This window comes from Streptosporangium longisporum, assembly GCF_039534895.1.
GTDB classification, from domain to species: domain Bacteria; phylum Actinomycetota; class Actinomycetes; order Streptosporangiales; family Streptosporangiaceae; genus Streptosporangium; species Streptosporangium longisporum.
Genome location: NZ_BAAAWD010000010.1, coordinates 120,300 through 146,539, shown reverse-complemented (window position 1 = coordinate 146,539; position 26,240 = coordinate 120,300). Strand labels below are relative to the sequence as shown.

Here is a 26,240-nt window from a genome sequence, read left to right as displayed (position 1 = left end):
GGCCAAGTGCTCTACGCTCTGCGGATGAGCGACGATCTCCGTCTCACCGTCCTGGGAAGCGCGACGCCCTACCCGGACGTGGACAACCCCTGCTCGGGCTATCTGGTCTCCGGCGGCGGCGCGCGGGTGTGGATGGACGCGGGCACCGGCACGCTGGCCCGGCTCCGGCGGCACGTCGGGCTGGACGAGCTGGACGCGATCTGGATCTCGCACCTGCACGCCGACCACAGCGCCGACCTGCTCACCGCCTACTACGGTGCCCTCTACGCCGACGTACGGCTCAGCGCGCCGATCCCGCTGTACGGCCCGCCGGGCATCGCCGACCGGCTGGCGCACTTCCTCACCAACGGCCCGTCCCGCAGCCCGATCGAGTCGGCCTTCGCCGTCCACGAGCTGCACGACGGGCACCGGGCACGGGTGGGCCCGCTCACCCTGACCAGCCGCGAGGTGGCGCACGGCATGCCGGCCTTCGCCGTACGCGTCGAGGACGGGGACGCCTCCCTGGTCTACTCCGGGGACACGGCGCCATGCGCGAACCTGACGAGCCTGGCCCAAGGATGCGACGTGCTGCTGTGCGAGGCCGACAGCGGGCAGGCACCGGCCGAGGGCGAGCGGGTGCACCACACGCCCGAGGAGGCCGGCGACACGGCCGCCTCGGCCCGGGCGGGCCGGTTGATCGTCACCCACGTGGGCCCGTTCCTCACACCGCTGCAGGCGGTGGAACGCGCCTCCACCCGGTTCACCGGCCCCGTCGAGCACGCCGTTCCCGACGCCGTCTTCCCGATCGGCTAGCGCTCCGGTCCGGCCCGGACCGGCTCGGACCGACCGCCCGGACCGGTGCGCCGGACGTTCCGCGAGGGGATCCGCACGAGAAGGCCCGCCGTCAGGTCCCCGCGACCGTGCTGCGCCGTTCCAGCATGATCACATCGCGCCACACCCCGTGGTGACGGCCGACGCGCTCGCGGACGCCGACCACGCGGAATCCGAGCGACAGGTGCAGGGAGAGGCTGGCCGTGTTCTCGGGGAAGATCCCGCTCTGGATCGTCCAGATGCCCGCCTCCTCGCTCGCGGTGACGAACGCGGCCAGCAGCGCGCGGCCGACACCGCGGCCCCGAAGACCCGGGCGGACGTAGAGGCTGTGCTCGACCACGCCCGCGTACACCGGGCGCGCCGACACCGGCGAGGCCGCCACCCAGCCGACGACCTCACCGGGAACGGGGCCGGCACCGCTCCCGGCACGGGCGCCGATTCCGGTACGGGTGCCGGTGCCGGTTCCGGCGGGGGTGCCGGTGAGGACGGCGACGTAGCGCGGATGGGCCAGTCTTCCGGAGACGAAGCGCTCCCAGGTCGGGACGGTCGTCTCGAAGCTGGCCTGCCCTCCGTCCAGGCCGGCCTGGTAGATCGCGAGCACCGGTCCGGCGTCGTCGTCGCGCATCGGCCGGATCTCCAGACCGGGCGACAGGACGGGCCCGACGGGCGCTCCCGCGTCACGGCCCGCGGCTCCCCGCCCGTCCGCCGGACGGCCCGGTTCCGGGTCCGGTCCGGGACCCTGTCCGAAGTCCGGTCCGGGACCCTGTCCGGGGTCCTGCCTGGGGGCCGGTCCGGGCTCGACGTCGGTGTTCATCGCTGACCGACGATAGGCGATCGATCCCCCGCCGACAACGGTCACACGGCGTACAGGTACCACCAGGTGAGGAAGCCCGCGTACACCGACCCCGCGAGCAGGTGGACGCCCCGGCGCCTCCACGCCCCGGGCCCTCCCGCTTCCCCCGGGGCCGTTCTCTCGGCGGTGACTCCCCCGGAGCCCGCTTCGCGACCGGTCTCCTCCCTTCCGCTCGCGTCCCGACCGCTCGCATCCCGACCGCTCGCATCCCGACCGGCCGGGTGCCGGGCGGCGCCCCGGGCGGCGGCCACGAGGGTGGTGGCGAGAGCGAGTCCGACCAGCAGGCCGTACCAGGGCACTGCGGAGGGGACGCCCACCGCCGCCACGATCTCGTTCTCCGCGATCGTCCCGTACAGCGTGACGGCCGTCAGGCCGATGAAGGCCAGGCCTGACGCTCCCGCGACCAGCGAGGGAAGGCGGCGGCGCGGGCGCCGCAGTCCCGCGCCGAGCTGGACCAGCGCGACGACCAGGAGCGGCACGACCGGCAACAGCGTCCACGGTTCACGCTGGGCCCGGTAGAGGGCGGAGGTCAGGTGGAGCTCCCCCGGCCGCAGGATCCGGTAGGTGGCCTTGGACGGGTCGCAGGGCGGCCCGGCCGCCGGGTCGGAGAGGAACACCGCGATGGTCTGCCTGCCGCACCGGCTGGACGCGAAGACCGCGTGCCCGACCCCGGCGAACTCGACGAACCGGGCACCGGGCAGTGCCCCGGCGGCGGGACGGGCCGTCCGGGTGGGCGTGGTCGGGTCGTACGCGCCGCCGACCACCAGGACCGGCGCCCGCGTGGTGGCCGGGGTGACGGTGGCGGGCGGCAGCCTCCACTCCCCGCAGACCGCGCGGTCGTGGACCGCGGTGAACAGCCGGGGCCGCGCCGGGGCGAAGGTGTTGTACGGCACCTCGTCCTGGCACTGCACCGCGTGGTAGAGGCCGTACTCGTGGGTGGCCAGCCCGGGGCCTGCCGCGTCGGCCAGCGGCTGGAGCACCTCGTGACGGCCCGCCGCCAGCGCGTCGACGAGGACCGGCACGATCGGCAGGACCTCGACCGCCTGCATGGCCTCGCCGAGCATCGTGGCCACGTCGTCACCGGTGAGCCGCAGGGTGAGCGGCCCGCCCGTCAGCGGGTCGCGGACGGCGACGACGGCCGGTGTCCTGTTCAGGGCGGTGACCATCTCCGTGAACCGCGCCGGAAGGCCGGGCCATCCCTGGCCGGCCAGCTTCGCGACCGTGTCGGTCAGGTCGCGGGTGGCCTGGTCGTACCAGTCCACCGGGGCCGGGAGGAAGGAGTCGAGCACCACCGAGCGGGTGCCCTCCGGGTCGGCGGCGGCGGCCGCCAGCATCGACCGGGTCGAGTAGCTCACCCCGAACAGGTTCCACCGCGGGTATCCCAGGGCCCGCCGCAGATCCACCACGTCGGCGGCGATCTCCCCGGTGCGGTACCCCCGCAGGTCCACGCCGAGCCGTTCGCGGCACGCCGCCGCACCGGCGGCGATCACGGACGTCTCCCGCGCCGCCTGCCCCGGGGTGGCGAGCGTGTCCAGCATCGCCCGTACCGTCTCCGGGCAGCCGAGCGAAGGGCTGGACCATCTGCTCCCGCGCTGTTCCAGGACGACCACGTCCCGGTCCCGGAACATCTCGACCATGAGGCCGGTGAGCGGGATCGAGGCGGAGGCCGGGCCCCCGCTGGTGAAGACGACCGGGTCCGGCCTGCGTCCGGCGTCGGTGGAGCGGTGGACGGCGAAGCCCACCCTGGTACTCCTCCCATTCGGCAGGTCACGCCGTTCGGGGACCACGAGGTATCCGCACCGGGTGCCCTCGGGCAGCCGTACGGGACAGGGACGGTCCTCCAGGGCCGGGGTGTTCTGCGCGACAGCGGAGGACGACGCGGCAGGAGGTGGCGCGGCCGGGGGTGACACGGCCGACGAGGGCGAGGCCGGGACTGGTGTGGCAGAGAGCGACGCGGCCGGAGGCGGCGCGGCGGACGCCGGTGCGGTGACGGTGACGAGGACGGTGGCGAGGGCGGTCAGGGCGGCGGCGAGGTGCTTCGGCGGGAGGAGGGGCATCGCGGGGGGCGTTCCTTCGTCAGTTCCGGGCGCCGTCGAGGGCGGTCGCCACGAGGCGTTCGGTGTAGGCGCGGTCCACCGGGGCCCCGGTGATCAGGACGCGGTAGTAGAGGGCTCCGGCGAGCTGGTCGAGGAGCACGACGGGGTCGAGACCGGGGCGGAGCTCCCCGCGTTCGCGGGCCCGGGTGATGAGGGCGAGGGCCAGGGCGTTGCGCCGGGCGAAGACCTCGCGTCCCAGCCGCCCGATGTCGTCGTGACGCGCGCCCGCGGCGACCAGTTCGGCCACCACCCCGGCCGACGCGTCGTGGTCCCCGGCCGGTCTGCCCGCGGACCGCATGCGTTCGAGCGCCGCGGCGATCTTGACCATGTAGCCGGTCAGGTCGCGCCGGATGTCACCGGTGTCGGTGATCTCGTCGTCCTCCTGCAGCCGGGCGACCACCGCGATGGCCAGGTGGTCCTTGGTCGGCCAGCGGCGGTAGAGCGTGGTCTTGGCCACCCCGGCCCGTTCGGCGACCTCGTTGGGGGACAGCCCGGCATAGCCGTGTTCGAGGAGCATCGCGGTGGCCGCCCGCAGGACGCGCTCGTCGATGTCGGTGTCGCGGGGCCGGCCGCGACGGCTCTCGGTCATGCTCCCCCTATTTTCGATACGTGAGTAGCGAAATTGAGAGTACAAGCCCGGTCTTGTATTTCGCTACCGATGTTTCGTAAGTGCCCTGCCGACACCGGTCCCGACGATCACCCGTACACGGAGAAGGATCACGAAGCGGGGGCCTGAAAGTTTCAACTTCTTACCTTGACACTTCCCAACGCGACTTTGTCAGGTAATATCGCCATAGCGCATGGGAGCGCTCCCATTTCCCGGAACCCCCCGCCGGAAGAGGAGAACGCACGATGCACCGTCCTGCACTCCCCGCACCACGCCCCAGGACGACGACCCCCGCACGACGCCGCTCGGCGTTCCGCGCCGTGGCCCTGCTCACCGCACTGGTGCTCGCCATGATCCCCTGGGCGAGCTCCGCCTCCGCGCACGGATCGGTCGTCGATCCGGCGTCGCGCAACTACGGCTGCTGGCTACGCTGGGGCAACGACTTCCAGAACCCCGCCATGCAGCAGTCCGACCCGATGTGCTGGCAGGCGTGGCGGACCGACACGAACGCCATGTGGAACTGGAACGGGCTCTACCGCGAAGGCGTCGGCGGCAACCACCAGGCCGCGGTCCCGAACGGCCAGCTGTGCAGCGCCGGCCGCACCCAGGGCGGCCGGTACACCGCCCTGGACACCGTCGGCGCCTGGAAGACGACGAACATCGGCGCCAACTTCACCCTGCGCCTGTACGACCAGGCCAGCCACGGCGCCGACTACTTCCGGGTCTACATCACCCGCCCGGGCTTCGATCCGGCCACCCGGCCGCTGACCTGGAACGACCTGCAACTGGTCAAGACGACCGGCCGGTACGCGCCCAGCCAGAACTACCTGATCGACGTCAACACCTCCGGCCGCAGCGGGCGGGCGGTCGTCTACACGATCTGGCAGGCCTCGCACATGGACCAGTCGTACTACATCTGCAGTGACGTGAACTTCACCTGAGCCCCCTGGATCGACCGTCCCCTCGTCCGGCGTCAGCGGCCGGCCCGCCGACCAGGGCGAGGGCGGGACCCGGAAGGGCCGGAGCCAGGAACGGCGAAAGGCCCGCTCCCCGCGCGGTGCGGGAAGCGGGCCTTTCGTGCTCTGCGGAGGGTCAGCGCAGGACGGGATGGCGGCGTACCAGGTCGGTGGCCGCCCACCGGGCGCCGAGGCCCCAGGTGGCACCGGCTCCGCTCAGCGCCAGCCCGGCCAGTACCACCGCGTAGATCAGGTGGTCGTCGAGGAAGGGGTTGGTCTCCAGCGGCAGCGCCGCGGCCCACATCAGGACCATCATCAGGCCGCCCGCCACGGCGGCGATGCGCAGGCCGATGCCCAGCAGCAGGGCGGTGCCCACGCCCAGCAGGCCGAGCATGAACAGCCAGTCCACCCACCCCTGTCCGGCCAGCGCGGTGAACACCCCGCCCAGCGCGTTCTCCCCGGTGCCCTTCAGGAAACCGGTGGTGGGGCTGCCTCCGTTGAGCCAGGCCCGCTCGGCCGGGGTGGCGAACCCCAGGCCGAAGGTCTTGTCCAGGAAGGCCCACAGGAAGATGAAGCCCAGCCCGATCCGGGTGATCGCCCAGGCATAGGCCGCCGGCCGGTGTGCCTCCGGCGTGAAGGTGGCGTCCATGACCTGCCCGGCATTGGTGCCTCGTGCGTTCGTGGTGGCCATGACGGCTCCCCTTTCCATCCGCTGTGGTGATTTCCGCTCTCTCTTACGTCCTCATTCCATCGCCTGCCCGCCTTCGCCCACAGTGCCCAACGACACCCCGTCCGGCCCCAAACGTCCCTCCCCCATGGGACTTTCGGCCCTGCCGGGTCCCGCCCGTACCCCGTGGAACCGCCGACGTGCGCCCGTACGGCGGACCCGGTCGTGTCCCACGGCACCGGGTGGCGTGAGAGTTGCCGTTCGATGATCGAAAGCGGTGGTCCTTGCGTAGAGTCTCCGGACATGACGAGCGCATCCACGCCCGGCGTGCGGGCCTGTACGACCGGAGGCGGCCGACCGGCCTTCGTCGTGAACGTCGAGGTCTTCCTTCGCAGGGACGACCGCTGGCTGCTCATCAGGCGTGGCGCGCGGGAGGCGCACGCCCCCGGTGTGCTCGCCGGGGTCGGCGGCAAGGTCGAGATCGAGGGCGCCGGGGTCGACGTGCTGGAGGAGACCGCGCGCCGGGAGGTCATGGAGGAGATCGGCGTCGACATCACGGAAATCGGGCTCACCTACGTGGAGAGCACGTTCTTCGTGACCGACGACGGCGACCCGGTGATCAACGTGACGTTCTCCGGCCGGATGCCGGACCAGGCCAGGCCCGTCCCCGCCGCTGTCCTGGAGGTCGCGGAGACGGTCTGGCTCACCCTCGCCGAGGCCGAGGCCGATCCGGACTGCCCGCCGTGGACGCTGCGGATGCTGCGCCGCATGACCTCCTAGAGCGCGGCCGGACGGGCGGCCGGACGGGCGGCCGGACGGGCGGCCGACGGTGCCTTCGACGAAGCACCGGGAGGGGCGTCACCGGCGACGGTAAAATCCCCTAAAAGTGGAAATGACCTGCGCATATGCATTGTTACCCCTCACGCCAGAGCCACTCGCGGGGCGCTGCGACGACGGGGAGAAAATGACCATGACCATGACCGTGCCGGCACAGGGCAACGACCAGGTGACCCGGGCGGCGCTCGGCCTGTTCTCGGCGAACGGCTACGAACGTACGACCCTGCAGATGATCGCCTCCGCCGCCGGCCTGTCCGGCAGGGCCGTCACCGGCCTGTTCCGGACCAAGGACGCGCTGCTCGACGCGGCCCTCGCCCCCGCCCTGGCCGACCTCGAACGGCTCTCCGCGGAGAACGGCTCCGGGTGCGCCCGCCCCCCGCTGGACGGTTTCATCGGTTTCCTGGTCGAGCACCGGATCGTGATAGCCCTGCTGGAGCGGGATCCCGAGATCCGCACCAGGCCGGCCATCCGGGAGCGGATGGACCGCTACCGCGACCAGGTGCGCGGCCTGTGCAACGACGGGCGGACCGAGGCGTGGGAACGCGTCTACCTGACCGCGGCACTGGCCGGGCTGATGAGCGCGGTGGCGTCGTTCCCCGAACTGTCCGACGAGGAGCTGCACCGCAGCCTGCGGCTGACCGGCATCCGCCTGCTGGGAAGGGGCCGCAGGACGCCCCGGCCGGCCCCCGCCCCCGGCCCCCGGCACCGCTCCGAGCTCACGGACGCGGGGATCACCCCCGCCTGATCATGCTCCCGGGGAGCGCCCGGGACCGGAACGGCCCGGCTCGGGCGGGACGGAACACGGCGAACAAAGCCGTAGTCGGACGATACAGGATGGAACCGGACACAGCGGGACGCGGCAGGACGGAACAGAGCGGTCGCGTGCCCCCGCCCATCGGATTCCAGCGGGACCACCGGTAAGGTGGATGCCACAGGTGCGCCGGGAAGTCTGGTCGGCAGTCTCCGACCCGACCCGAAACGGAGCCCGATGTCCAGTCCCCTGTCCGGCATGTCCAGCCTGTTCAGCCGCGGTTCGTGGGCCGAGACCAGCCGTATCACCGCCATCCTCCGCAGGGAGACCGTCGGCGGGGCGTTGCTGCTGGTGGCCACGGTGGCGGCGATGATCTGGGCCAACTCCCCCTGGGCGGACGGGTACCAGACCCTGCGCGAGGTCACGGTCGGCCCGCACGTCCTGCACCTGGACCTGACCCTGGCCACCTGGGCCGCCGACGGCCTGCTGGCGATCTTCTTCTTCGTGGCGGGCCTGGAGCTCAAGCGCGAGTTCGTCGCCGGTGACCTGCGTCAGGTGCGGCGGGCCGCGGTGCCGGTGGCGGCCGCGCTCGGCGGTGTGATCGTCCCGGCCGTGCTGTACCTGCTGGTCACGCTGAACGCCGGGGACGGCGCGGGGCGGGGCTGGGCGATCCCCACGGCCACCGACATCGCGTTCGCCCTGGCCGTGCTGGCGGTCATCGGCCGCCACCTGCCCTCGGCGCTGCGCACCTTCCTGCTCACTCTGGCCGTGGTCGACGACCTGGCGGCCATCGTCATCATCGCCGTCTTCTACACCGCGCAGCTGTCGATCCTGCCGCTGCTGGGCGCGCTGGTGCCGCTGGCGGTGTTCGCGGTGCTGGTCCAGCGCCGGGTGCGCAGCTGGTGGCTGCTGCTGCCGCTGGCCGCGGCGACCTGGGCGCTGGTGCACGCCTCGGGGGTGCACGCCACCGTCGCGGGCGTGCTGCTGGCCTTCACGGTCCCGGTCCTGCGCAGCGAGCAGGCGGGCGGGCCCGAGGCCGGTCCCGGCCTGGCCGAGCACTTCGAGCACCGGCTGCGGCCGCTCTCGGCCGCCGTGGCCGTGCCGGTCTTCGCGTTCCTGTCGGCCGGGGTCGCCCTCGGCGGCCTGAGCGGCCTGGTCACCGCCCTGACCGACCCGATCTCGGTGGGCATCGTCGCCGGGCTCGTGGTCGGCAAGCCCGTCGGGATCATGGCCGCGACCTGGCTGGTGGCCCGCTTCACCCGCGCGCACCTGGACGAGGGCCTGTCCTGGGTGGACGTGGCCGGGCTGGCGATCCTGGCCGGCATCGGTTTCACGGTCTCGTTGCTCATCGGGGAACTGGCCTTCGGGATCGGCAGCGAGCGCGACGATCACGTCAAGGTCGCGGTCCTGGTGGGCTCGCTGACCGCCGCGCTGCTGGCGGCGGTGATCCTGCGCCTGCGCAACCGCGTCTACCGGCGCATCAGCGAGGCCGAGGCGGCCGACGACGACCACGACGGCATCCCCGACCTCTACCAGACCACCCCCTCCGGCCGGGAGCGGCCACAGGACACCCCGTGACGGAACGACCGCCCGTGACGGGAACGACGCGCGGGCACGCGCGAGCACTGACGGGGCGGCGGGGACCTTGGCCTCTATGCGGCCCGTCCGCCGAGCGGCTAGCGTTCGAGACATGATTCGCGTTTTCCTGGTGGACGATCACGAGGTGGTGCGGCGGGGTGTGGCCGCGCTGCTGGGCTCCGAGGACGACATCGAGGTGATCGGCGAGGCCGGCACCGCCGAGTCCGCCATCGCCCGCATCCCGGCCCTCAAGCCCGACGTGGCCGTGCTGGACGTGCGCCTGCCCGACGGCAGCGGGGTGGACGTGTGCCGTGAGGTCCGCTCGCGGCTGCCGGGGCTGGCGTGCCTGATGCTGACCTCGTACGCCGACGACGACGCGTTGTTCGAGGCGGTCATGGCCGGGGCGTCGGGGTACGTGCTCAAGCAGATCCACGGCTCGGACCTGGTGGGCGCGGTCCGTACGGTGGCCGCCGGGCAGTCGCTGCTGGACCCGCAGACCACCGCCTCCATGCTGTCGCGGCTGCGGGACAGGTCGCGCAAGGAGGATCCGCTGGCGGCCCTGTCGGACCAGGAGCGCCACATCCTGGAGCTGATCGGCGAGGGCCTGACCAACCGGCAGATCGGCGAGCGGATGTTCCTGGCCGAGAAGACGGTCAAGAACTACGTCTCCAACCTGCTGGCCAAGCTCAACATGCAGCGCCGCACCCAGGTGGCGGCCATGGCGGCGCGGCTGAAGAGCGACGGCAGGGGCTGAGCCGGGACCGGCCGGTGCCCCGGGCGGGGGCGCCTCGGCGCCGGTGATCATGGCCGGGCCCTCGTGGCACCCGCGGTCGTGACGGCCGTTCAGGCCGACCTCTCGCGCCGCTCCCGGTCGTCGTCGCGCCGCTCGCGCGGCACCAGGGTCGGGTTGACCCTGTCCAGGACGGTGTCGCGGCCGACCACGACCCGGGCCACGTCGTCGCGGCCCGGCACCTCGTACATCACGTCGAGCAGGACCTCCTCCAGGATCGCGCGGACCGCGCGGGCGCCGGTGCGGCGCAGCAGCGCCTGGTCGGCGATCGCGGCGATGGCCTCCTCGGTGAACTCCAGCTCCACGCCGTCCATCGCGAAGAGCCTGCGGTACTGCTCGACCGGTGCGTCGCGCGGCTCGGTGAGGATCCGCGTCAGCGCCGCCCGGTCCGGGGCCCGCAGGGTCGAGATCACCGGGAGGCGGCCGACCAGCTCCGGGATCAGCCCGAACTCCAGCAGGTCCTGGGGCATGACCCCGGCGAGCGGGTCCTGTTCCTCGCGTTCCCGGCGGGTGCGGATCGTGGCGCCGAACCCGCTGCCCGAGCGCTCGGTCCGCCGTTCGACGATCCGTTCCAGGCCGTCGAAGGCGCCCCCGCAGACGAAGAGCACCCCGGTGGTGTCGATCCGGAGGAACTCCTGCTGGGGGTGCTTGCGTCCCCCGTCGGGGGGCACGTTCGCGACGGTGCCTTCCAGGATCTTGAGCAGGGCCTGCTGCACGCCCTCCCCGGAGACGTCCCGGGTGATGGACGGGTTCTCGCTCCTGCGGGCGATCTTGTCGATCTCGTCGATGTAGACGATGCCGGTCCCGGCCCTGGCGACGTCGCCGTCGGCGGCCCGGATCAGGCCGAGCAGGATGTTCTCCACGTCCTCACCGACGTACCCGGCCTCGGTGAGCGCGGTGGCGTCGGCGATCGCGAACGGGACGTCCAGCGTCCGGGCGAGCGTGCGGGCCAGGTGGGTCTTGCCGGAGCCGGTCGGGCCGATCATCAGGACGTTGGACTTCCCGATCTCGACCGGGCCGTCCCTGCCGTCCCCCGCCGCCGCCGACCGCAGCCGCTTGTAGTGGTTGTGGACGGCCACCGCGAGCGTCCTGCGGGCGTCCTGCTGGCCGACCACGTACCGGCCGAGGAAGTCGTCGATCTCCCGGGGCGCCGGCACCCGCGACGGCCCGGCCGTCGGGACGTCCTCGCGGTCCTCCTCCATGAGCTCGGTGCACACCGCGATGCACTCGTCGCAGATGTGGACACCGGCCGGGCCCGCGATCAGCCGTGCGACCTGCCTGTTGCTCTTGCCGCAGAACGTGCACCTCGGCAGGGCGCCTCGGTCACCGATGCGTGCCATGGAAAGCGTCTCCTCGATGTTCGCGCTCCGGAGAACCGGAAAAAGGGGCCGGGCCCCCACGTCACCGGGAACGGCCCGGTGGCACGGGGGCCGTCCGGCGGTGTCAGAGGGTCACGGGAAGCGAGACCAGGCGCCAGGTCCCCGGGTCGAGGGCGCGCCCGGCCCCCTCCCCGGGCGGGACGGCTGCCAGGTCCGGGAAGCGGCGCAGCAGCTCGGTGATCGCGACCTCGGTCTGCACCCGGGCCAGCGAGGCCCCCAGGCAGAAGTGCGGGCCGTGGGCGAACCCGAGGTGGCCCGGCGTTCCGGCGGGCCTGGTGAGGTCGAACCGGTCGGGGCCGTCGAACGCGCGCGGGTCGCGGTTGGCGGCGGCGACGACGGCGGTGACGGGCTCGCCCCTGCGCACCGGCGTGCCGAAGAGCTCGACGTCCTCGGTGGCGTAGCGGGGGATCGACAGCAGCACCGGCCCGCACCAGCGGGTCAGCTCGTCGACGGCGCGGGGCATCAGCGAGGGGTCCTCGCGGAGCGCGGCGAGCTGTCCGGGGTGGGAGAGCAGGAACTCCACCGCGTTGGCGATGAGGTTGGCGGGTGTCTGCCCGGCCAGGACGAGGTGCCAGACCAGGGTGACGAGCTCGACGTCGTCGAGCCGGTCGCCGTCCTCGGCCTGGGCGCGGACGAGGTCGGAGAGCAGGTCGTCGCCGGGCTCCTCGCGCCGCCGGGCGACCGCGGCCTTGGCGCCCTCGATGATGCCGGGAACGGCCGCGGTGAACTCGGGGCCCATGACCGACGCCACGGTGAGGCCGTACTCGCGCCAGCGCGGGCGGTCGGACTCGGGGATGCCCACCAGCTCGCAGATCACGTCCATCGGCAGCGGCCTGGCGAAGTGCGGCAGCAGGTCCACCGTGCCGTTCTCGGCGTGTCCCGGCAGGGCGTCGAGCAGCCGGGCGACGAGCGGCTCGATCCTCGGCCGGAACCGCTCGGCGCGGCGCGCGGTGAACGCGGGCGAGACCAGCCTGCGCAGCCGGGCGTGCTCGGTCCCGTCCATCTCGCTCATGGTCCGCATGTAGGGCACGCAGTCCTCGGGGACGTCGGGCCGCATGAAGCTGCCGGCGGTGATCACGAACCGCGGGTCGCTCAGCATCGTCCTGGCGTCCTCGTGGCGGGTGACGGCCAGCATGGGACCGAAGCCCGGTGCCGACAGCCGCGCCAGCGGTGACCGCTCGCGCGCCCGGCCGTAGACGGCGAAGGGGTCGCGCATCACCTCCGGGTCGGTGAGCAGGATCTCCGGGATCTCCGGGATCTCCGGGACCTCTGGGACCTCTGGGATCCCCACGCCCTCCGGGGCCTGGTCCACGTGCCGGTCGGCTGCGGTCATACGTCCTCCCGATTTCGGATGGTCACATCATATGATCTCATCATCTGAGTGGTGACGGTATCTTGGATCGGAATCGGCGGCAACGTGAGGCGGGAGGGCGATGGGCCGGCTCAGCAGGGCACAGTCGCAGGAGCACAACCGCGCCAGGGTGCTGGCCGCGGCCAGGGAGGAGTTCGCCGAGCGCGGCTTCCGGGACGCCAAGATCGACGGCATCGCCGAGCGCGCCGAGCTCACCCGGGGCGCGGTCTACTCGAACTTCTCCGGCAAGCGGGCGCTGTACTTCACGGTCCTGGCCGACCTGGCCGAACGCGGCCCCGAGCCGCCGCACCAGGAACCCGGCCTCACCCCCCGCGAGGCCCTCGGCGCGCTGGCCCGCGCCTGGCTGGCCCGGCTCCCCCTCACCACCGACGAGCCCCGCGGTCCCGCCCGGCTCGGCATGGACGTGATGCCCGAGATCCTCGCCGACGAGCGGCTCCGGCTGTCGTTCGCGCAGTTGATGAAACTCGACGCGATCCTGCTCGGGCTGGCCCTGGAGGGGCTGCGCCCGTCCGCTCCGTCCGGTGGAGGGCTGGTGTGGATGGCCGAGGCCGCGCTGACCACCCTGCACGGGGCGAGCCTGATGGCCGCCGCCGCGCCCGGCTTCACCGAGCCGTTCAACATCGTCAGCGCCTGCGAGCACCTGACGGAACTCGATCTCGGCGACCGCCGGTTCGCCACCCCGTGGAACACCCGGGCGCGACCGGCCGACGAGCCCTGGTCACCGCCCGAGGCGACGGACGCGGTACGCGGCGAGCCCGCGCCGCTCGCCGCCGACGGCGTGGTGGCGATCCTCGGCCTGCACCGGCTGGAGGCCGTCGAGGAGGCCGTACGGGCCGCGCCGCCGGGGGTCGCGATCACCGTCGTCGTGGTCACCGGCGGTTCCGACGAGCTGGCCCCGCTGGCCCGGCTGGCCGTCGCCGACCTCTGCGGCTGCCTGCGCCAGGCGTTCCCGCGTCCGGCCTGGCCGCGGCTGCGGGTGGTCCTCGACGGGTCGGGCGCGATCGCCGCCGCGGCCGGCCTGCCCTCCGCCGGCGAGGGGACCGAGTCCGCGGTACGCGTCGAGGACGGCCGGATCGTGCTGCGCGCCGACGGCCGCGGAGCGTGCCACAGGGTCGCCTCGGCCACCGTGGGCACTGCGGGCACCGTGGGCACCGTGGGCACCGTGGGCACCGTGGGCACCGTGGGCACCGTGGGCACCGTGGGCACCGTGGGCACCGTGGGCACCGTGGGCACTGCGGGCACCCGTACCGGCGGCACCACCACCGGCACCGCCACCGACGCGGCCACCGGTACCGATCCCGATGTGACCACCGGCACCGGGGCGGTCCCGCCCGGCCGGGTCGCGTCGGACGGCCCGCTCCCCCCGGGGCGGGCGGGGCACCGCGGCTGACCCGCGGGGCCGTGCCGGGGGCCGTCCCGGAGGGGGCACGTTCTCAGCGCAGCGGTACGCGCCAGACCAGCCGGGTCCCGCCGGTCGCGGACGCGCCCGCCTCGAAGGAGCCTCCCAGCGCCGTGGCCCGGTCGGTCATGTTGCGCAGGCCGCTGCGCTTGCCCTCGCCGGGCAGGCCGACCCCGTCGTCGGTGACGGTGAGGGTGAGGGTGTCGCCGGCGGCCTCGGTGAAGACGTCGGCCCGGCTCGCCCTGGCGTGGCGCACGATGTTGGACAGCGCCTCGCGCAGCACGGCCAGCAGGTGCCCGGCGACCGGTTCGGGGACCTTGTTGTCGAGCTGGCCCTCCATCCGCAGGCCCGGCATGAAGCCCAGGTGCCCGCGCGCACCCTCCACCAGCTCCACGATCCGCGCGCGCAGGCTCGGATCGGCGGCCTGGCGGGGGGTCTGCAGGGCGAAGATGGTCGAGCGGATCTGCCGGATCGTCTCGTCCAGCTCGTTGATCCCGTGCTGCAGACGGTCGGACGCCTCGGGGTGCTCGACGAACCGCACGATGCTCATCAAGGTCATGGCCACCGCGAACAGGCGCTGGATGACCACGTCGTGCAGGTCCTTGGCGATCCGGTCGCGGTCCTCCAGCAGCCCCAGCCGCTCGGCGTCCTGGCGGGCCTCGGCCAGCTCCAGCGCGATCGCCGCCTGACCGGCGAAGGAGTGCAGGGTGCGCAGCTCGGTGGGGTTGAACGGGATACGCCCCGGGCGCTTGCCCAGCGTCAGCACCCCGCGTACCGCCCCGGCGGCCCCCAGCGGCACCGCGGCCACCGGTCCCACCGACAGGCGGCCGGCCAGCGCGTCCGGCAGGCCCGCCTCGGACAGGGCGCTGACCATGAGGGGTTCCCCGCTCGACAGGGCCCGCCCGGCCAGCGAGCCCTCCACGTCCACCTCGGTCCCGCCGGCCTCCTCGACCTCCTCGGCCTCCAGGCCGTCGGCGATCACCACCCGCAGGATCTTCCGGCCCCGGTCCGGGAGCATGATCATCGCGATGTCGGCGCCGGCCAGGCCCCGTGCCCGGTTCGCCATCAGGGTCAGCACCTCGTGCGGCTCGGCCCCCGACAGCAGGCCGGTCGTGACCTCGGCCGAGGCCTGCAGCCACATCTCCCGCCGCCGGGTCTCCTCGTACAGCCGCGCGTTCTCGATGGCCACGCCCGCCGCGCCGGCCAGCGCGGACACGATCGCCTCGTCCTCCTCGTCGAACTCCCCGCCGCCGCGCTTCTCGGTGAGGTACAGGTTGCCGAACACCTCGTCGCGCACCCGGATCGGCACCCCCAGGAAGGACCCCATGGGCGGGTGGCCGGGCGGGAACCCGTAGGAGGCCGGGTGGTCGGTGATGTGCGCCAGCCGCAGGGTCTGCGGTTCCTTGATAAGCAGTCCGAGCAGGCCCAGCCCGTGCGGCCAGTGCTCGATCCGGGCGATCTCCCCCTCGTCCAGGCCCACCGGGACGAACTGCACCAGCGTGCTCTCCTGCCCGACCACGCCCAGGGCTCCGTAGGTGGCGTCGACCAGTCTGGTGGCCGTCTCCACGATGCGGCGCAGCACCACCTCCAGGTCGAGGTCGCTGCCCACCGAGACGACCGCCTCCAGCAGCGCGTGCACCCGGTCCCGGGTGGCCAGAACCGCCTCCAGACGCCCCTGCAGCTCGGCCAGCAGCTCGTCCAACCGCATGTTCGGGATCAGGGAACGTGGCTCCTTTTCCGTCATAGGGGGAAGTGTGGCATCCGGTGGCGCCGCGGCCCACCTCGTCCGGGGTTCACAGGTACGGTGCCGGGACACGGGCCAGGTCGTCGGACCGGAAGGCCGGGGCGCCCCTGACGTCCACCACCCCGTCGATCTCGCGGACGGCCTCCAGCAGCGGCGCGACCTGCGAGCGGCGGGCGACCTCGCCCCCCAGCGTCACGACGCCCGCCTCCACCGCGACGGTGACCTGCCCGCCGGGAAGACGCAGACGCCGCAGGCTCAGCTCGACGTCGCGGCGGACGTCCTCCTCCGGGCGCAGGAAGACCTTCAGCAGATCCCGCTGGTGGACGGTCCCGGCGATCCTGCCCGTCACGGCGTCGATCACCGGGAGCTGCTTGATCCGGTGCGTGTGCATGAGCCGGGCCGCCTCCCGCGCCGGGGTCGCCGTCGTCACCGTGATCGCGGGGCTGGTCATGATCTCACCCGCGACGGTGCCCGTGGCCTTGCGGCGCTCCTGACGGCGCTCCTGACGATGGCCGAGCCCGCCGAGGAGAACGCCGGAGAAGCCGCACTCGAAGGGCACACCGCCCGCGTCCTGCCCGGCCGTCTCCCTGATCAGGAGATCGTCCTCCGAGACCAGGCCCACCGGCCGTCGGTCGGCGTCGATCACGGTGACCGCGCCGACCTTGAAACGCCGCATCGTGGTGACCAGGTCGGCGAACGAGGCGTCCCGTCCGACCGCGATGGCCACCCTGCCCATGATGTCCTTCACCTGAATCGTCATCGTCGACCTCCCCTTCTCGTCCCCCAGTGTGGTCCCGGCGACCGGGCCGGCGTCATCGTCGAAGGTCCCTGGACGATGGGACGTTCGCCCCCCGTACCGACACCCCGTATCGACCCCCCGCCACGCCCCCGTAGCGCCCTCGCCACGCCCCTCACCGTGCCGCCGCCCGCCGCCACTGTGCCGCCGTCGTGTCCCCGCCGTGTCCCCGCCGTGTCCCCGTCGCCCCCGGCTCGGCCGGTCGTGCCCGGCGGTAACGTTTCCCCTGAGGGGACGTCTCCCTCGCGAGGCCAGAGTGAAGGGGATCGACCGTGGAGGAGCGTATGGGCGAGCAGGGTGCGGCCGGCGACGGGCACGGGGGCGTTCCCGGCGCACTGGAGACGCTCGACCGGCAGGAGTGCCTGCGGCTGATCGCCCCGGGCGGGGTGGGCCGGGTCGCCTTCGACGATCAGGGCGGGCCGGTGATCCTCCCGGTCAACTACGTGCTGCACGAGGGAACGGTGATCTTCCGCACCGCCGTGGGCGGCCCCTTCGACGCGGGCCTGCGGACCGGCGTGGAGGGCGTCGAGTTCAAGATCGCCTTTGAGGTCGACCAGCTCGACGCCGCCGCCAGCGAGGGGTGGAGCGTGCTGGTACGCGGTGGCGTGCACCACGTCTCCGACCCCGAGGAGCTGGCCGCGGCGCAGGCCACCGGCGTGCAGCCCTGGGCCGGCGGGGACCGGACGCTCTACGTCCGGATCTCCGCCGACGAGATCACCGGCCGCCGGGTCCACGGCGGCCGATGACGACGGTGGCGTCCAGCTCCTCGGAACGGGCCACCTTCGCCTCAAGCCCGTTCCGGGCGAAGGCCGCCACGGTCCGCGGCGCCTGCCGCTCGCTCGTCTCGACCAGCAGGTGACCGTCCGGCGCCAGCCAGAGCGGCGCCCCGGCGGTCACCCTCCGCTGGACCTCGACACCGTCCTCGCCGCCGTCGAGCGCCACCAGCGGCTCGTGCACCCGGGCCTCGGCGGGCAGCGACCCGATGGCCTCGGTGGGCACGTAGGGCGCGTTGGCCACCAGAAGATCGACCCGGCCGCGCAGCGCCGCGGGCAGCGGCTCGTACAGGTCGCCCTCGTGGACCTGCCCGCCGTCGCCCACGTTGCGGCGAGCGCACCGCACCGCGGCGGGGTCGATGTCCACCGCGTACAGCTCGACCCCGCCCAGGGCCGCGGCCAGCGCGGCGCCCACCGCGCCGGAGCCGCAGCACAGATCGACGACCACCCACGGCCGTGCCGGACGGCCGGGACGGGCGGGAAGGGCACGACGGGCCAGGGCGACGGCCCGGTGCACCAGGAACTCGGTGCGGCGGCGCGGCACGAACACCCCCGGATCCACCGCCATCCGCGTGCCGCAGAACTCCGCCCAGCCCAGGACGTGTTCCAGAGGCCGGCCCTCGGCCCGCCGCTCCACCATCCCGGCGAGATCGGCGGGCGTGCGCGCGGTGGACATCAGCAGCTCCGCCTCCTCCTCGGCGAAGACACAGCCGGCGGCACGGAGCCTGGAGACGACGACGGGCAGGGACAGGAGCGAGGGAAGAAGCGACATGGAGAACCTTTCGGGAAGCCCGCGGGGCTCCCTCGGTCTCCTATGCCGGACGGACCGCGCGGATGCGGGAAGGGAGCACCCGACCTGATACAGCGGTAATGGGTCTCACCTCCTCGGTAGGTCCTGCGGACGGGGCAACACTACCGGATCCGGGTCAGAGCCGGGGAGTGGCGTGCGGTGAGCCCTTGAGCTCGTGGAAGGCCGGGGTCCCGGCCACCAGCAGCGTCCCGTCCCACAGCCGACCGGCCTGCTCCCCCGTGGGGACCTGTGAGAGCACGGGACCGAAGAACACGACGCGCTCCCCGTCCGTGCCGGTGACCGCCACCACCGGCGTGCCCACGTGCTCGCCGATCAGGCCGATGCCCTCGGCGTGCGAGGCGCGTATCGCCTCGTCGTGGACGGTCGACGCACCGGCCTCGGCCAGGTCGGGCGGCAGGTCCGCGGCGGTCAGCGCGTCGTGCAGGGAGTCGGGCCACTGCTGCCCGCGCCCGCGCCCGGCGGTCCACATCGCGGTGTAGAACCGCGCGAGGGCCTCCTGCCCGTACCGCTCCAGCACGGCGGCGCAGACCCGCACCGGCACCCACAGGTATCCCTCGGTGTCCCCTTCGGGGTCGTCGTCGCGGCCCTCGTTGAGCACCGACAGGCTCATCAGGTGCCAGCGCACCTCGACGGGACGGACCTTCCGCGCCTCCAGCAGCCACCGGGAGGTGATCCAGGTGTAGGGGCAGGAGGGGTCGAACCAGAAGTCCGCGATCGCCTTGTCCGTCATCGCACGCTCTCCGCTCGTCGTCACCGGCGCCATGGCCGCCTCACGCACCGCTCCGCACGCTTTCGCGCGGCCCCGCGCGGCCCCGCGCTGTTCCGCGCTGTTCCGCGCTGTTCCGCGAGAGGCGGGCCGGGCGGGGGCGGGGCGGCGCCTGGGTCGCCCCCGTCCTGGCGCAGTGTACGGAGCCCGCGGCCAAGGCGCGTGCCGCCGCGCCACCGCGATGCCCGGCCGTTGTCCCCAGTTTGATTACGACGTAAGCTTACGTCGTAATCAAACTGGGAGAGGCACCGTGACCACTGTTGCGATCATCGTTCCGTTCGTCTGGCTGGGCTGGCTGGTCCTGACCGACTGGGTCCCCCTGTTCCCCCTGAACGACCTCTCCCCCGGCAACGTCCGCGGGCGCGCGCTGGCGGCGTCCGTCAACTACCCGTTCCCGCTGCTCATCGCCGCGGGGATCGCCCTGCACCGGAGCTGGTCGCTGGTCGCGGCCACCGTCCTGTGCTGCCTGATCGTGGCCGGTCACGTCCGCAGCTGGTGGCTGCCCTACTTCGGCACCGCCTCCGCGGCCCAGCGGGAGATCTACCGGCGCGATCACTCCCGCACCCTGAAGGTCCTGCCCACCGAGGGCCGTGACGTCGTCATCGACGTCCAGCACCTGGTGGTGGGGGTGCTCTCCCTGGTGATGCTGGCCACCACGCTCACCGCTACCCTGGGCGCATGACCCAGCCGGCCCCGCGTCCGCGCCGTGAAGCCGGGCGCGGTGGCCGGCCGGCCGTGCTGACCCTCGGGCGCATCGTCACCGCGGCCGTCGAGGTGCTGGACGCCGAGGGGCTCGACGCCCTGACCATGCGCCGCCTCGGCTCCCGGCTCGGCGTCGCGGCGATGTCCCTGTACCGGCACGTCGCCGACCGCGGCGCCCTGCTGGCCGCGGTCGTCGACCACCTGTTCGCCGAGGCCGTGGTCGAGCTCGACCCCGCGGACACCTGGGACGAGGCGCTGTCCCGCTTCGCCGTCGCCTACCGGGGCATGCTGCTCGCCCATCCGCACGCCGTGCCCCTCCTGGCCACCCATCCCGTCGACACCGACACCGGCACGGCCCTGCTGGCAGGTCTGCTGGACCGTTTCGACGCCTCCGGCATCGACCGGCAGGACGCGCTGATCTGCGTTCAGTCCGTCGGTGTGTACGTCCTCGGTCACGCTCTGGCCCAGGTCGGCACGCCTCCGGGGACGTCCCCGGGATCGGGCCCGGAGGCGGGGCCGGACGCGACCGCCTTCTACGACCACTGGTTCGACACCGGCCTGCTCGCGATGGTCTCCGGGTTCGAGCGGCGGCTCACCCCGTAGCGGACCGCGGGCGTCAGGCCGGGCCGGACGCGCCCGGCGCGGACCCGGCCGGTTCGTAGGTCGCGATCACCACACCGGTGGTCGTGGTCACGGAGTCGGCGAGCCGCAGGGCGTCGAAGGCGCCGTCCTCGGCGAACAGGCGTCGTCCGGCTCCCAGCACCAGCGGGTGGATCAGCAGGACGTACCGGTCGACGAGCCCGCGCCGCATCAGCGACCGGAGCAGGTCCCCGCTGCCGAGCACCACCAGGTCACCGCCGGGCTCCTTCCTGAGGCGGGCCACCTCGTCCGCGGCGTCGCCGGCCATGAGGACGGAGTTGGCCCAGGGCAGCGGTTCCCGCAGCGTCCTGGACGCGACGTACTTGGGCGTGGCGGCGAGCACCTCGGTGAAGGGGTTGTCCCGCTGCCCGGGCCAGAAGCCGTAGAAGTCCTCGTAGGTCCTGCGGCCGAGCACCAGTGCCCGCGTCCGGCTCATCCCCTCGCCCATCACCCGGCCCGCGACCTCGTCGCTGTAGGGCCGGGCCCACCCGCCGTGCTCGAACCCGTCGCGCGGGTCCTCGTCGGCCCGGCCGGGTGCCTGCATCACGCCGTCGAGCGACATGTTGTTGACCGTTACGACGATGCTCATCGTCTCTCCGCCTCAGGGGTTCCGCCGGCCCGGTGCCGGCGTCTCACCCCCTACACGAACGGCCGGTGCGCGGATCGACATCGGGGCGACGAGATCGGGGCCGAGAGGACCGGGCGCCCGGTCCTCTCGGCCCGGTCCTCTCAGCGGCGCCGGCCCGAGCGGGGCAGGGGCCTGGTCTTCTGCGAACCGTAGGCGCGCCTGCCCCCGCGCCCCTGCTCGACCTGGGCGCGCTGCTTGCGCCGGCCCAGCAGCCAGCCCACTCCCAGGACGGCCAGGCCCAACGGCGTACGGGCCAGCCAGCGTGCCACCACGACCTTGAAGAACTTTCTCATGGGACGGTTCCTGCCCTGGGGAGAGCCGATTAGACGGGCGGCACGCAGAACGATGCGGTGAACTCCCGGCCCGATCCGGCCCGATCCGGCTCCGAGGACCCTGCCACGGCGCCCGGCGGGCCGGTGACTCCGAGCGCGGGCGCGGGCCCGCCCTCCGCCGGACCGGCGATCGTTGATAGGGTCCGTCGAAGGTGAGCCGGGAAGTCTGGTCGGCAGTTGTGCCGTCGACCCCGGAAGGGCCCTCATGCGTGCTCGCGACCTGCTCGCCGACTTCCCCACCGTCACCCTCGACACCTCCGTCCTGGACGCCGCCCGGCTGCTGGCCGACCAGGACCTGCCGGGCCTGATCGTGGTGGACCCCGATGGGCTGCCGCTCAGCATCCTGGCGGGCACCCAGGTGCTGGCCCTGGCGGTGCCCGGCTACTGCCAGGACGATCCCGCGCTGGCCCGGGTGGTGGACGAGGCCCACGCCGACGCCTTCCTGCGCGACGTGGCCGACCGGACCGTGCGCCAGGCGCTGCCGCCCACGCCGCGCGAGTTACCGGTCACCGACCCGGACGCCACCGTGCTGGAGATCGCCGCGCTGATGGCCCGTACCCACAGCCCGCTGGTGGCCGTGGTGGACCAGGGCCGCCTGCTCGGCGCGGTGACGCTGCAGGCGCTCATGGACGGGGTGCTGGCGTCGTGACGGCTCTGGCCTGGCTGTCGGTGGCGGTCTTCCTCGGCGCTTATGCGCTGATCGCGACCGAGCGGATCCACCGGGTCGCCTCCGCTCTCGGCGGAGCCGGGATCATGCTGGCCGTTCACGCCAGCGACGCGCAGGCGGCGTTCTTCTCCCCCGAGAGCGGCATCGACTGGAACGTCATCTTCCTGCTGCTGGGCATGATGGTCATCGTCGGGGTGCTGAAGCAGACCGGGGTCTTCGAGTACCTGGCCATCTGGGCGGCCAAGCGGGCCAGGGGACGCCCGTTCCGGCTGATGGTGCTGCTGGTGCTCATCACCGCGCTCGCCTCGGCGCTGCTGGACAACGTCACCACGGTGCTGCTGATCGCGCCGGTGACGTTCCTGGTGTGCGAGCGCCTGGCGCTGCCGGTGGTGCCGTTCCTGCTCGCCGAGGCGATGGCCTCCAACATCGGCGGGGCCGCCACCCTGGTCGGCGACCCGCCCAACATCATCATCGCCAGCCGGGGCGGGCTGAGTTTCAACGACTTCCTCGTGCACATGGCACCGATGGTCGTCGTCCTGGTCGTGGTGTTCGTCGGCCTGTGCCGGATCCTGTTCCGCAAGGCGTTCGTCTACGACCCCGAACGCGCCGCCGGCATCATGGCCCTGGACGAGCGCGAGGCCATCGCCGACCGCACCCTGCTGTGGCAGAGCCTGGTCGTGCTCGCCGTGGTGATGGCCGCCTTCGTGCTGCACCCGGTGCTGCACTACGAGCCCTCGGTGGTGGCGATCCTCGGCGCCGGGATCCTGGTGGCGGCCACCAAGGTCACCACCGAGCAGGCCATCGCCGAGGTCGAGTGGCCCACCCTGGTGTTCTTCATGGGACTGTTCGTCATGGTCGGCGGCCTGGTCGAGACCGGTGTCATCGGCCAGATCTCCCAGGCCGCGGTCGGCGCGACCGAGGGCCGGCTGGGGCTGACCGCGATCGGCCTGCTGTGGGCCTCGGGCGGCATCTCGGCGATCGTGGACAACATCCCGTACGTGGCGACGATGAGCCCGATCGTCGCCGACCTGGTGCAGGCCAACGGCGGAGGCGACCAGGCGCAGGTGCTGTGGTGGGCGCTGGCCTTCGGCGCCGACCTGGGCGGCAACGCCACCGCCGTCGGCGCCGCCGCCAACGTCGTCATCATCGGCATCGCCGCCCGCAACCGCACCCCGATCAGTTTCTGGGAGTTCACCAGGTACGGCCTCGTCGTCGCCTTCGTCACGGTGGCGCTGGTGACGCCCTACCTGTGGCTGCGCTACCTGATGTGAGCCCTCCGTCCCCGGGGCGACGCGTGCCGGGGACGGAGGGCCGGGTGAGCGCTCACCCGGCGCCGAGGAACTCCTTGATCCTTCCTGCGATCGCGGGATAGTCGGGGGCGAACCAGATCATGTGACCGTCGGCCCGGCTCTCGGCCGGCTCGGCCCGCGGGACGGCCGCGGCGAGGGACTCGGCGTGGGCGAAGGGCACCGAGCCGTCGGTGCGGCTGGCGATGACCAGGACCGGCTGGGTGACCTGCCCGGCGCAGTCGGGCACGGGCAGCATGTCGTTGACGAAGCCCTCCCCTGAGCGCATGAGCGTGAACAGCGCGATGAGTTCGGCCCGGTCGTGCTCGCTCAGGCCGGCCATGACCCGGCCGGGCGGCCGGGTGGACAGGTCACGCAGCAACAACCGCAGTCCCGCCCGTGGCGCCGCGCGCATCAGCAGCCGTACCACCGCCAGGTGATGGCTTCGGCGCGGGCGTTGAACACCAGGCGGCCTGCCAGGCGGGTGCGCCGGTCGGGCCAGGGCACGAAGGCGACCGCGCTCTGCAGGATCACCCGCTCCACCAGGTGCGGATGACGCGCCGCCATGGTGAGCGCGGTGCGTCCGCCCGCCGAGACGCCCACCGCCGCGGCGACGCGCTCGACGCCCGGTTCGTGACAGAGCCGGGCGGTGAGGTCGGCGAAGGCGGCGGGCGTGGTGGCGGTGGTCAGGGGGGTCCGCCCGTATCCGGGACGGGAGAGGGCGAGCACCCGGTGGCCCGAGGCGGTGAAGACCTCCTCCCCCAGCGCCAGCCCGGCCCGCATGTGACCACCGTGGAAGATCACGACCGTCCGAGGGCCGTCGCCCTCCAGCCGGTACTCCACCACGCCCTCCGCCAGGCGGGCGGTGGTCGTCTCTCGCTCCGCGATCGTCATGGATCGTCATGCTCGCATGCTCACGAACAGGCGCGTAACCGGTTCACCGACGGGTTCGGGACGTCTTGCCCCTTCCCTCATGGCTGAACGCTTGTTTAGTATACTGAACATGCGTTCAGACAGTGATCTCACCGCGCGGGCCCGGATCGGGAACGCGGCCCTGGAGTTGTTCGGCTCCGAGGGCGTCAATCGGGTGAGCATCCGAGCCATCGCCGCCAAGGCGGGCGTCTCACCCGCCCTCGTGGTACACCACTTCGGCTCCAAGGAGGGCCTGCGCGCGGCATGCGATCACTACGTGATCTCCCTGGTACGCGGGGATCCCGACGACCCGGTCGACCTGGCCGACACCTCCGGCCTGGCCGCCATGCTGGAGGCGGCCGAGCCGGTGCGACGCTATCTGGCCCGCGCCTTCCTGGACGGCACCGAGCAGGCGGCCGCACTGTTCGACGAGATCGTCGAGACCACCGCCGCCTGGCTGCAGCAGGGCAGCGACGAAGGATGGGTGCGCCCCGCCGCCGACGCGCGGGCCCGCGCCGCCCTGTACGTGACCTGGTTGCTGGCGCCGTTGGCCTTCGGCGAGCACCTGTCACGGGTGCTGGACGTGGCCGACCTGCACCACACCGACGCGACCTTGCGCTACTCGCGCACCGCCGTGGACATGCTCACCCACGGCGTGTTCAGCGACGAGCGCATGCTCAGCGCCTGGGACGGCGCCGCCACGAAACGAGGAACGCGATGAAGGTCCTCATCCTCGCCCACGGCACCCGCGGTGACGTCCAGCCGTATGCCGCCCTGGCCCTGGCCCTGCGCCAAGCCGGTCACCACGCGCTGCTGGCCGCCCCGGCCGCTTCGGCCGCCCTCGCCGAGCCCTACGCCCTGCCCTTCGCGCCGGTGCACGACGGCCCCAACACCCTCCTCGACGACCCCAGGATCCGCACGGCGATCGAGACCAACTACCGCGGCCTGGCCGGCAAGAAGATCGCCTTGCAGGTCATGCGAGCCGGCAGAGCGCTCATGGCACGAGTGTTCACCGACATGGTCACCATCGCCACCAACGACACCGGCGATGGCATCGGCGGCGGCGCCGACCTGGTCGTGCACGGCCCCAGCATCCCGGGCCATCGCATCGCCGAGGCCCTGGGCGTGCCCTCCGTGGCGGCGCTGCTGCAGCCGGTGTGGGTGCCCACCGCCTCCTTCGCCAACCCGATGATCCCGCTACCACTGCCGCGGGCGCTGAATCGCGCCTCCTACCTGCCGTTCCGGGCGATGCTGCGCTCCTTCGGCGCGGTGGCCGACACGACGCTCGACCTGCCTCGCCGGCGCGGCCGCCACGACTTCCTGCGCCGCCCTGATGGGGGCCCTGCCACCGTGCTGCACGGCTTCAGCCGTCACCTGCTCCCCTCCGGCGCCGACTACCCGCCTCAGGTCCACACCACCGGGTTCTGGTTCCTGCCCGCCGCCCCCACCTGGAGCCCGCCGCAGGAGTTGGCCGCGTTCCTGGCTGCTGGTCCGGCGCCGCTCTACATCGGGTTCGGCAGCATGGCCGGCACCGACCCCCACCGCATCGGCCGCGTCGTCCTGGACGCGGTTCGCCTGACCGGCATGCGCGCGGTGCTGGTGTCGGGCTGGGGCGGCATCGCCGTCGACGACCCGCCCGGCCTGCCCGAGGAGGTGTTCGTGCTGGACCAGGCCCCGCACGACTGGCTGCTTCCCCACATGGCCGCGATCGTTCACCACGGCGGCAGCGGCACCACCGGCGCGGCACTGGCCTCGGGACGGCCGCAGGTCATCTGCCCCTTCGTCGCCGACCAGCCGTTCTGGGCCGCCCGCGCACACGCCGCGGGGGTGGCCCCCGCGCCCCTGCCGCAACGCCACCTCACCGCCGAGAAGCTCGCCGCCGCGATCCGCCAGGCCACCGGCGAGCACGCCATGGCCCGGCGCGCCGACCGGCTCGCCGACGCCGTCCGCGGTGAAGACGGCACAAAGAACGCGATCACCGTCTTGGAATCACTCATCTGATCGCCTCTGCCCCACTGCAGCGTACGCCTCGGCGGGGCACGGTACGGCTCAACACCGCAGGAGTCGGTGGTCGAGGTCGGCGGCACCC

At 73.1% G+C, this 26,240-nt stretch carries 28 protein-coding genes; 14 read left to right on the top strand and 14 right to left on the bottom strand.

The annotated features are described in order from the left end of the window. Positions 1–24: 24 nt before the first annotated feature. Positions 25–792 carry an MBL fold metallo-hydrolase gene (locus ABD832_RS19515; protein ID WP_344897186.1) on the top strand — a complete coding sequence of 256 codons (768 nt, stop codon included), beginning with the start codon at positions 25–27 and terminating at the stop codon, positions 790–792. 91 nt (positions 793–883) lie between these two features. Here ABD832_RS19515 and ABD832_RS19510 read toward each other — a convergent pair whose 3' ends face one another. The 3 genes from ABD832_RS19510 to ABD832_RS19500 are packed head-to-tail and all read right to left on the bottom strand — an operon-like array spanning position 884 to position 4,348. Next, a complete protein-coding gene (locus tag ABD832_RS19510) occupies positions 884–1,624 on the bottom strand; it encodes a GNAT family N-acetyltransferase (RefSeq protein ID WP_344897183.1) in 741 nt (246 codons plus the stop codon). Positions 1,625–1,665: 41 nt separating this feature from the next. After that, the gene (locus ABD832_RS19505; protein ID WP_344897181.1) at positions 1,666–3,720 is read right to left on the bottom strand and encodes an alpha/beta hydrolase; all 2,055 of its coding nucleotides are present in this window, start codon (positions 3,718–3,720) and stop codon (positions 1,666–1,668) included. 19 nt (positions 3,721–3,739) lie between these two features. Beyond that, positions 3,740–4,348: a TetR/AcrR family transcriptional regulator gene (locus tag ABD832_RS19500; protein ID WP_344897178.1), complete on the bottom strand. Its 609-nt coding sequence runs from the start codon at positions 4,346–4,348 to the stop codon at positions 3,740–3,742. A gap of 263 nt (positions 4,349–4,611) precedes the next feature. Between ABD832_RS19500 and ABD832_RS19495 the strand changes: the two genes are divergently transcribed. Next, positions 4,612–5,307 (top strand): lytic polysaccharide monooxygenase auxiliary activity family 9 protein, encoded by a 696-nt coding sequence (locus ABD832_RS19495; protein WP_344897175.1) that lies wholly within the window; start codon positions 4,612–4,614, stop codon positions 5,305–5,307. 151 nt (positions 5,308–5,458) lie between these two features. Here the strand turns inward: ABD832_RS19495 and ABD832_RS19490 are convergent, their stop codons facing one another. Beyond that, positions 5,459–6,013: a hypothetical protein gene (locus tag ABD832_RS19490; RefSeq protein WP_413224448.1), complete on the bottom strand. Its 555-nt coding sequence runs from the start codon at positions 6,011–6,013 to the stop codon at positions 5,459–5,461. A gap of 279 nt (positions 6,014–6,292) precedes the next feature. Between ABD832_RS19490 and ABD832_RS19485 the strand changes: the two genes are divergently transcribed. From ABD832_RS19485 to ABD832_RS19470, 4 genes are all read left to right on the top strand, one after another. Further along, positions 6,293–6,769, top strand: a complete 477-nt coding sequence (locus tag ABD832_RS19485; protein ID WP_344897172.1) for an NUDIX hydrolase — start codon at positions 6,293–6,295, stop codon at positions 6,767–6,769. Between the two features lie 190 nt (positions 6,770–6,959). Then, on the top strand, positions 6,960–7,571 hold the full coding sequence (locus tag ABD832_RS19480; RefSeq protein WP_344897170.1) for a TetR/AcrR family transcriptional regulator: 612 nt from the start codon (positions 6,960–6,962) through the stop codon (positions 7,569–7,571). A 243-nt stretch (positions 7,572–7,814) separates the two neighbouring features. After that, entirely contained in the window at positions 7,815–9,155 is a 1,341-nt protein-coding gene (gene nhaA, locus ABD832_RS19475) for a Na+/H+ antiporter NhaA (protein ID WP_344897167.1), read from the top strand. A gap of 112 nt (positions 9,156–9,267) precedes the next feature. Beyond that, the gene (locus ABD832_RS19470) at positions 9,268–9,909 is read left to right on the top strand and encodes a response regulator transcription factor (protein ID WP_344897164.1); all 642 of its coding nucleotides are present in this window, start codon (positions 9,268–9,270) and stop codon (positions 9,907–9,909) included. An 89-nt stretch (positions 9,910–9,998) separates the two neighbouring features. Here ABD832_RS19470 and clpX read toward each other — a convergent pair whose 3' ends face one another. After that, the gene (gene clpX, locus ABD832_RS19465; protein WP_344897161.1) at positions 9,999–11,285 is read right to left on the bottom strand and encodes an ATP-dependent Clp protease ATP-binding subunit ClpX; all 1,287 of its coding nucleotides are present in this window, start codon (positions 11,283–11,285) and stop codon (positions 9,999–10,001) included. A gap of 103 nt (positions 11,286–11,388) precedes the next feature. Beyond that, a complete protein-coding gene (locus ABD832_RS19460) occupies positions 11,389–12,657 on the bottom strand; it encodes a cytochrome P450 family protein (protein ID WP_344897158.1) in 1,269 nt (422 codons plus the stop codon). 100 nt (positions 12,658–12,757) lie between these two features. Between ABD832_RS19460 and ABD832_RS19455 the strand changes: the two genes are divergently transcribed. Next, on the top strand, positions 12,758–14,086 hold the full coding sequence (locus tag ABD832_RS19455; protein ID WP_344897155.1) for a TetR/AcrR family transcriptional regulator: 1,329 nt from the start codon (positions 12,758–12,760) through the stop codon (positions 14,084–14,086). 43 nt (positions 14,087–14,129) lie between these two features. Here the strand turns inward: ABD832_RS19455 and ABD832_RS19450 are convergent, their stop codons facing one another. Then, entirely contained in the window at positions 14,130–15,839 is a 1,710-nt protein-coding gene (locus tag ABD832_RS19450; RefSeq protein WP_344897152.1) for a sensor histidine kinase, read from the bottom strand. Between the two features lie 49 nt (positions 15,840–15,888). Then, positions 15,889–16,599: a CBS domain-containing protein gene (locus ABD832_RS19445; RefSeq protein ID WP_344897149.1), complete on the bottom strand. Its 711-nt coding sequence runs from the start codon at positions 16,597–16,599 to the stop codon at positions 15,889–15,891. Positions 16,600–16,907: 308 nt separating this feature from the next. On the opposite strand from ABD832_RS19445, the gene ABD832_RS19440 reads away from it, so the two are divergent. Then, positions 16,908–17,381: a pyridoxamine 5'-phosphate oxidase family protein gene (locus ABD832_RS19440; protein WP_344897146.1), complete on the top strand. Its 474-nt coding sequence runs from the start codon at positions 16,908–16,910 to the stop codon at positions 17,379–17,381. Here ABD832_RS19440 and ABD832_RS19435 read toward each other — a convergent pair. Together ABD832_RS19435 and ABD832_RS19430 are read right to left on the bottom strand one after the other, a co-directional pair. After that, a complete protein-coding gene (locus ABD832_RS19435) occupies positions 17,350–18,180 on the bottom strand; it encodes a putative protein N(5)-glutamine methyltransferase (RefSeq protein WP_344897143.1) in 831 nt (276 codons plus the stop codon). The two genes, ABD832_RS19440 and ABD832_RS19435, sit on opposite strands and share 32 nt — an antisense overlap. Before the next feature lie 154 nt (positions 18,181–18,334). Beyond that, positions 18,335–18,949, bottom strand: a complete 615-nt coding sequence (locus ABD832_RS19430) for a mycothiol-dependent nitroreductase Rv2466c family protein (protein ID WP_344897140.1) — start codon at positions 18,947–18,949, stop codon at positions 18,335–18,337. 286 nt (positions 18,950–19,235) lie between these two features. On the opposite strand from ABD832_RS19430, the gene ABD832_RS19425 reads away from it, so the two are divergent. Together ABD832_RS19425 and ABD832_RS19420 are read left to right on the top strand one after the other, a co-directional pair. Then, positions 19,236–19,667: a hypothetical protein gene (locus tag ABD832_RS19425; RefSeq protein WP_344897138.1), complete on the top strand. Its 432-nt coding sequence runs from the start codon at positions 19,236–19,238 to the stop codon at positions 19,665–19,667. Further along, the gene (locus ABD832_RS19420; protein WP_344897135.1) at positions 19,664–20,290 is read left to right on the top strand and encodes a TetR/AcrR family transcriptional regulator; all 627 of its coding nucleotides are present in this window, start codon (positions 19,664–19,666) and stop codon (positions 20,288–20,290) included. Before ABD832_RS19425 ends, ABD832_RS19420 begins: the two co-directional genes overlap by 4 nt. Positions 20,291–20,303: 13 nt before the next feature. Here the strand turns inward: ABD832_RS19420 and ABD832_RS19415 are convergent, their stop codons facing one another. After that, positions 20,304–20,915, bottom strand: a complete 612-nt coding sequence (locus ABD832_RS19415; RefSeq protein WP_344897132.1) for a dihydrofolate reductase family protein — start codon at positions 20,913–20,915, stop codon at positions 20,304–20,306. A gap of 140 nt (positions 20,916–21,055) precedes the next feature. Continuing rightward, positions 21,056–21,247 (bottom strand): DUF6203 family protein, encoded by a 192-nt coding sequence (locus tag ABD832_RS19410; RefSeq protein ID WP_344897129.1) that lies wholly within the window; start codon positions 21,245–21,247, stop codon positions 21,056–21,058. 244 nt (positions 21,248–21,491) lie between these two features. On the opposite strand from ABD832_RS19410, the gene ABD832_RS19405 reads away from it, so the two are divergent. Both ABD832_RS19405 and ABD832_RS19400 read left to right on the top strand, forming a co-directional pair. Beyond that, a complete protein-coding gene (locus ABD832_RS19405; RefSeq protein WP_344897126.1) occupies positions 21,492–21,935 on the top strand; it encodes a CBS domain-containing protein in 444 nt (147 codons plus the stop codon). Next, the gene (locus ABD832_RS19400; RefSeq protein WP_344897122.1) at positions 21,932–23,224 is read left to right on the top strand and encodes an ArsB/NhaD family transporter; all 1,293 of its coding nucleotides are present in this window, start codon (positions 21,932–21,934) and stop codon (positions 23,222–23,224) included. Before ABD832_RS19405 ends, ABD832_RS19400 begins: the two co-directional genes overlap by 4 nt. 52 nt (positions 23,225–23,276) lie before the next feature. Here ABD832_RS19400 and ABD832_RS19395 read toward each other — a convergent pair whose 3' ends face one another. Then, complete coding sequence (locus ABD832_RS19395; RefSeq protein WP_344897119.1) at positions 23,277–23,669, bottom strand: alpha/beta fold hydrolase; 393 nt, start codon at positions 23,667–23,669, stop codon at positions 23,277–23,279. Further along, on the bottom strand, positions 23,654–24,133 hold the full coding sequence (locus ABD832_RS19390) for an alpha/beta fold hydrolase (protein WP_344897116.1): 480 nt from the start codon (positions 24,131–24,133) through the stop codon (positions 23,654–23,656). Before ABD832_RS19390 ends, ABD832_RS19395 begins: the two co-directional genes overlap by 16 nt. 109 nt (positions 24,134–24,242) lie before the next feature. On the opposite strand from ABD832_RS19390, the gene ABD832_RS19385 reads away from it, so the two are divergent. Both ABD832_RS19385 and ABD832_RS19380 read left to right on the top strand, forming a co-directional pair. After that, on the top strand, positions 24,243–24,872 hold the full coding sequence (locus ABD832_RS19385; RefSeq protein WP_344897113.1) for a TetR/AcrR family transcriptional regulator: 630 nt from the start codon (positions 24,243–24,245) through the stop codon (positions 24,870–24,872). Further along, positions 24,869–26,152, top strand: a complete 1,284-nt coding sequence (locus ABD832_RS19380) for a glycosyltransferase (protein ID WP_344897110.1) — start codon at positions 24,869–24,871, stop codon at positions 26,150–26,152. Before ABD832_RS19385 ends, ABD832_RS19380 begins: the two co-directional genes overlap by 4 nt. Positions 26,153–26,240 lie beyond the last annotated feature (88 nt).

Bases quoted from the DNA above. Each gene is read 5' to 3' on its own strand.
- ABD832_RS19505 (WP_344897181.1), bottom strand. From the start codon at position 3,720: ATGCCCCTCCTCCCGCCGAAGCACCTCGCCGCCGCCCTGACCGCCCTC.
- ABD832_RS19495 (WP_344897175.1), top strand. From the start codon at position 4,612: ATGCACCGTCCTGCACTCCCCGCACCACGCCCCAGGACGACGACCCCC.
- ABD832_RS19385 (WP_344897113.1), top strand. From the start codon at position 24,243: ATGCGTTCAGACAGTGATCTCACCGCGCGGGCCCGGATCGGGAACGCG.
- ABD832_RS19445 (WP_344897149.1), bottom strand. From the start codon at position 16,599: ATGACGATTCAGGTGAAGGACATCATGGGCAGGGTGGCCATCGCGGTC.
- ABD832_RS19480 (WP_344897170.1), top strand. From the start codon at position 6,960: ATGACCATGACCGTGCCGGCACAGGGCAACGACCAGGTGACCCGGGCG.
- ABD832_RS19455 (WP_344897155.1), top strand. From the start codon at position 12,758: ATGGGCCGGCTCAGCAGGGCACAGTCGCAGGAGCACAACCGCGCCAGG.
- ABD832_RS19415 (WP_344897132.1), bottom strand. From the start codon at position 20,915: ATGAGCATCGTCGTAACGGTCAACAACATGTCGCTCGACGGCGTGATG.
- ABD832_RS19405 (WP_344897126.1), top strand. From the start codon at position 21,492: ATGCGTGCTCGCGACCTGCTCGCCGACTTCCCCACCGTCACCCTCGAC.
- ABD832_RS19510 (WP_344897183.1), bottom strand. From the start codon at position 1,624: ATGAACACCGACGTCGAGCCCGGACCGGCCCCCAGGCAGGACCCCGGA.
- ABD832_RS19460 (WP_344897158.1), bottom strand. From the start codon at position 12,657: ATGACCGCAGCCGACCGGCACGTGGACCAGGCCCCGGAGGGCGTGGGG.
- ABD832_RS19485 (WP_344897172.1), top strand. From the start codon at position 6,293: ATGACGAGCGCATCCACGCCCGGCGTGCGGGCCTGTACGACCGGAGGC.
- ABD832_RS19500 (WP_344897178.1), bottom strand. From the start codon at position 4,348: ATGACCGAGAGCCGTCGCGGCCGGCCCCGCGACACCGACATCGACGAG.
- ABD832_RS19490 (WP_413224448.1), bottom strand. From the start codon at position 6,013: ATGGCCACCACGAACGCACGAGGCACCAATGCCGGGCAGGTCATGGAC.
- ABD832_RS19420 (WP_344897135.1), top strand. From the start codon at position 19,664: ATGACCCAGCCGGCCCCGCGTCCGCGCCGTGAAGCCGGGCGCGGTGGC.
- ABD832_RS19470 (WP_344897164.1), top strand. From the start codon at position 9,268: ATGATTCGCGTTTTCCTGGTGGACGATCACGAGGTGGTGCGGCGGGGT.
- ABD832_RS19410 (WP_344897129.1), bottom strand. From the start codon at position 21,247: ATGAGAAAGTTCTTCAAGGTCGTGGTGGCACGCTGGCTGGCCCGTACG.
- ABD832_RS19435 (WP_344897143.1), bottom strand. From the start codon at position 18,180: ATGTCGCTTCTTCCCTCGCTCCTGTCCCTGCCCGTCGTCGTCTCCAGG.
- ABD832_RS19515 (WP_344897186.1), top strand. From the start codon at position 25: ATGAGCGACGATCTCCGTCTCACCGTCCTGGGAAGCGCGACGCCCTAC.
- clpX (WP_344897161.1), bottom strand. From the start codon at position 11,285: ATGGCACGCATCGGTGACCGAGGCGCCCTGCCGAGGTGCACGTTCTGC.
- nhaA (WP_344897167.1), top strand. From the start codon at position 7,815: ATGTCCAGTCCCCTGTCCGGCATGTCCAGCCTGTTCAGCCGCGGTTCG.
- ABD832_RS19430 (WP_344897140.1), bottom strand. From the start codon at position 18,949: ATGACGGACAAGGCGATCGCGGACTTCTGGTTCGACCCCTCCTGCCCC.
- ABD832_RS19390 (WP_344897116.1), bottom strand. From the start codon at position 24,133: ATGACGATCGCGGAGCGAGAGACGACCACCGCCCGCCTGGCGGAGGGC.
- ABD832_RS19450 (WP_344897152.1), bottom strand. From the start codon at position 15,839: ATGACGGAAAAGGAGCCACGTTCCCTGATCCCGAACATGCGGTTGGAC.
- ABD832_RS19380 (WP_344897110.1), top strand. From the start codon at position 24,869: ATGAAGGTCCTCATCCTCGCCCACGGCACCCGCGGTGACGTCCAGCCG.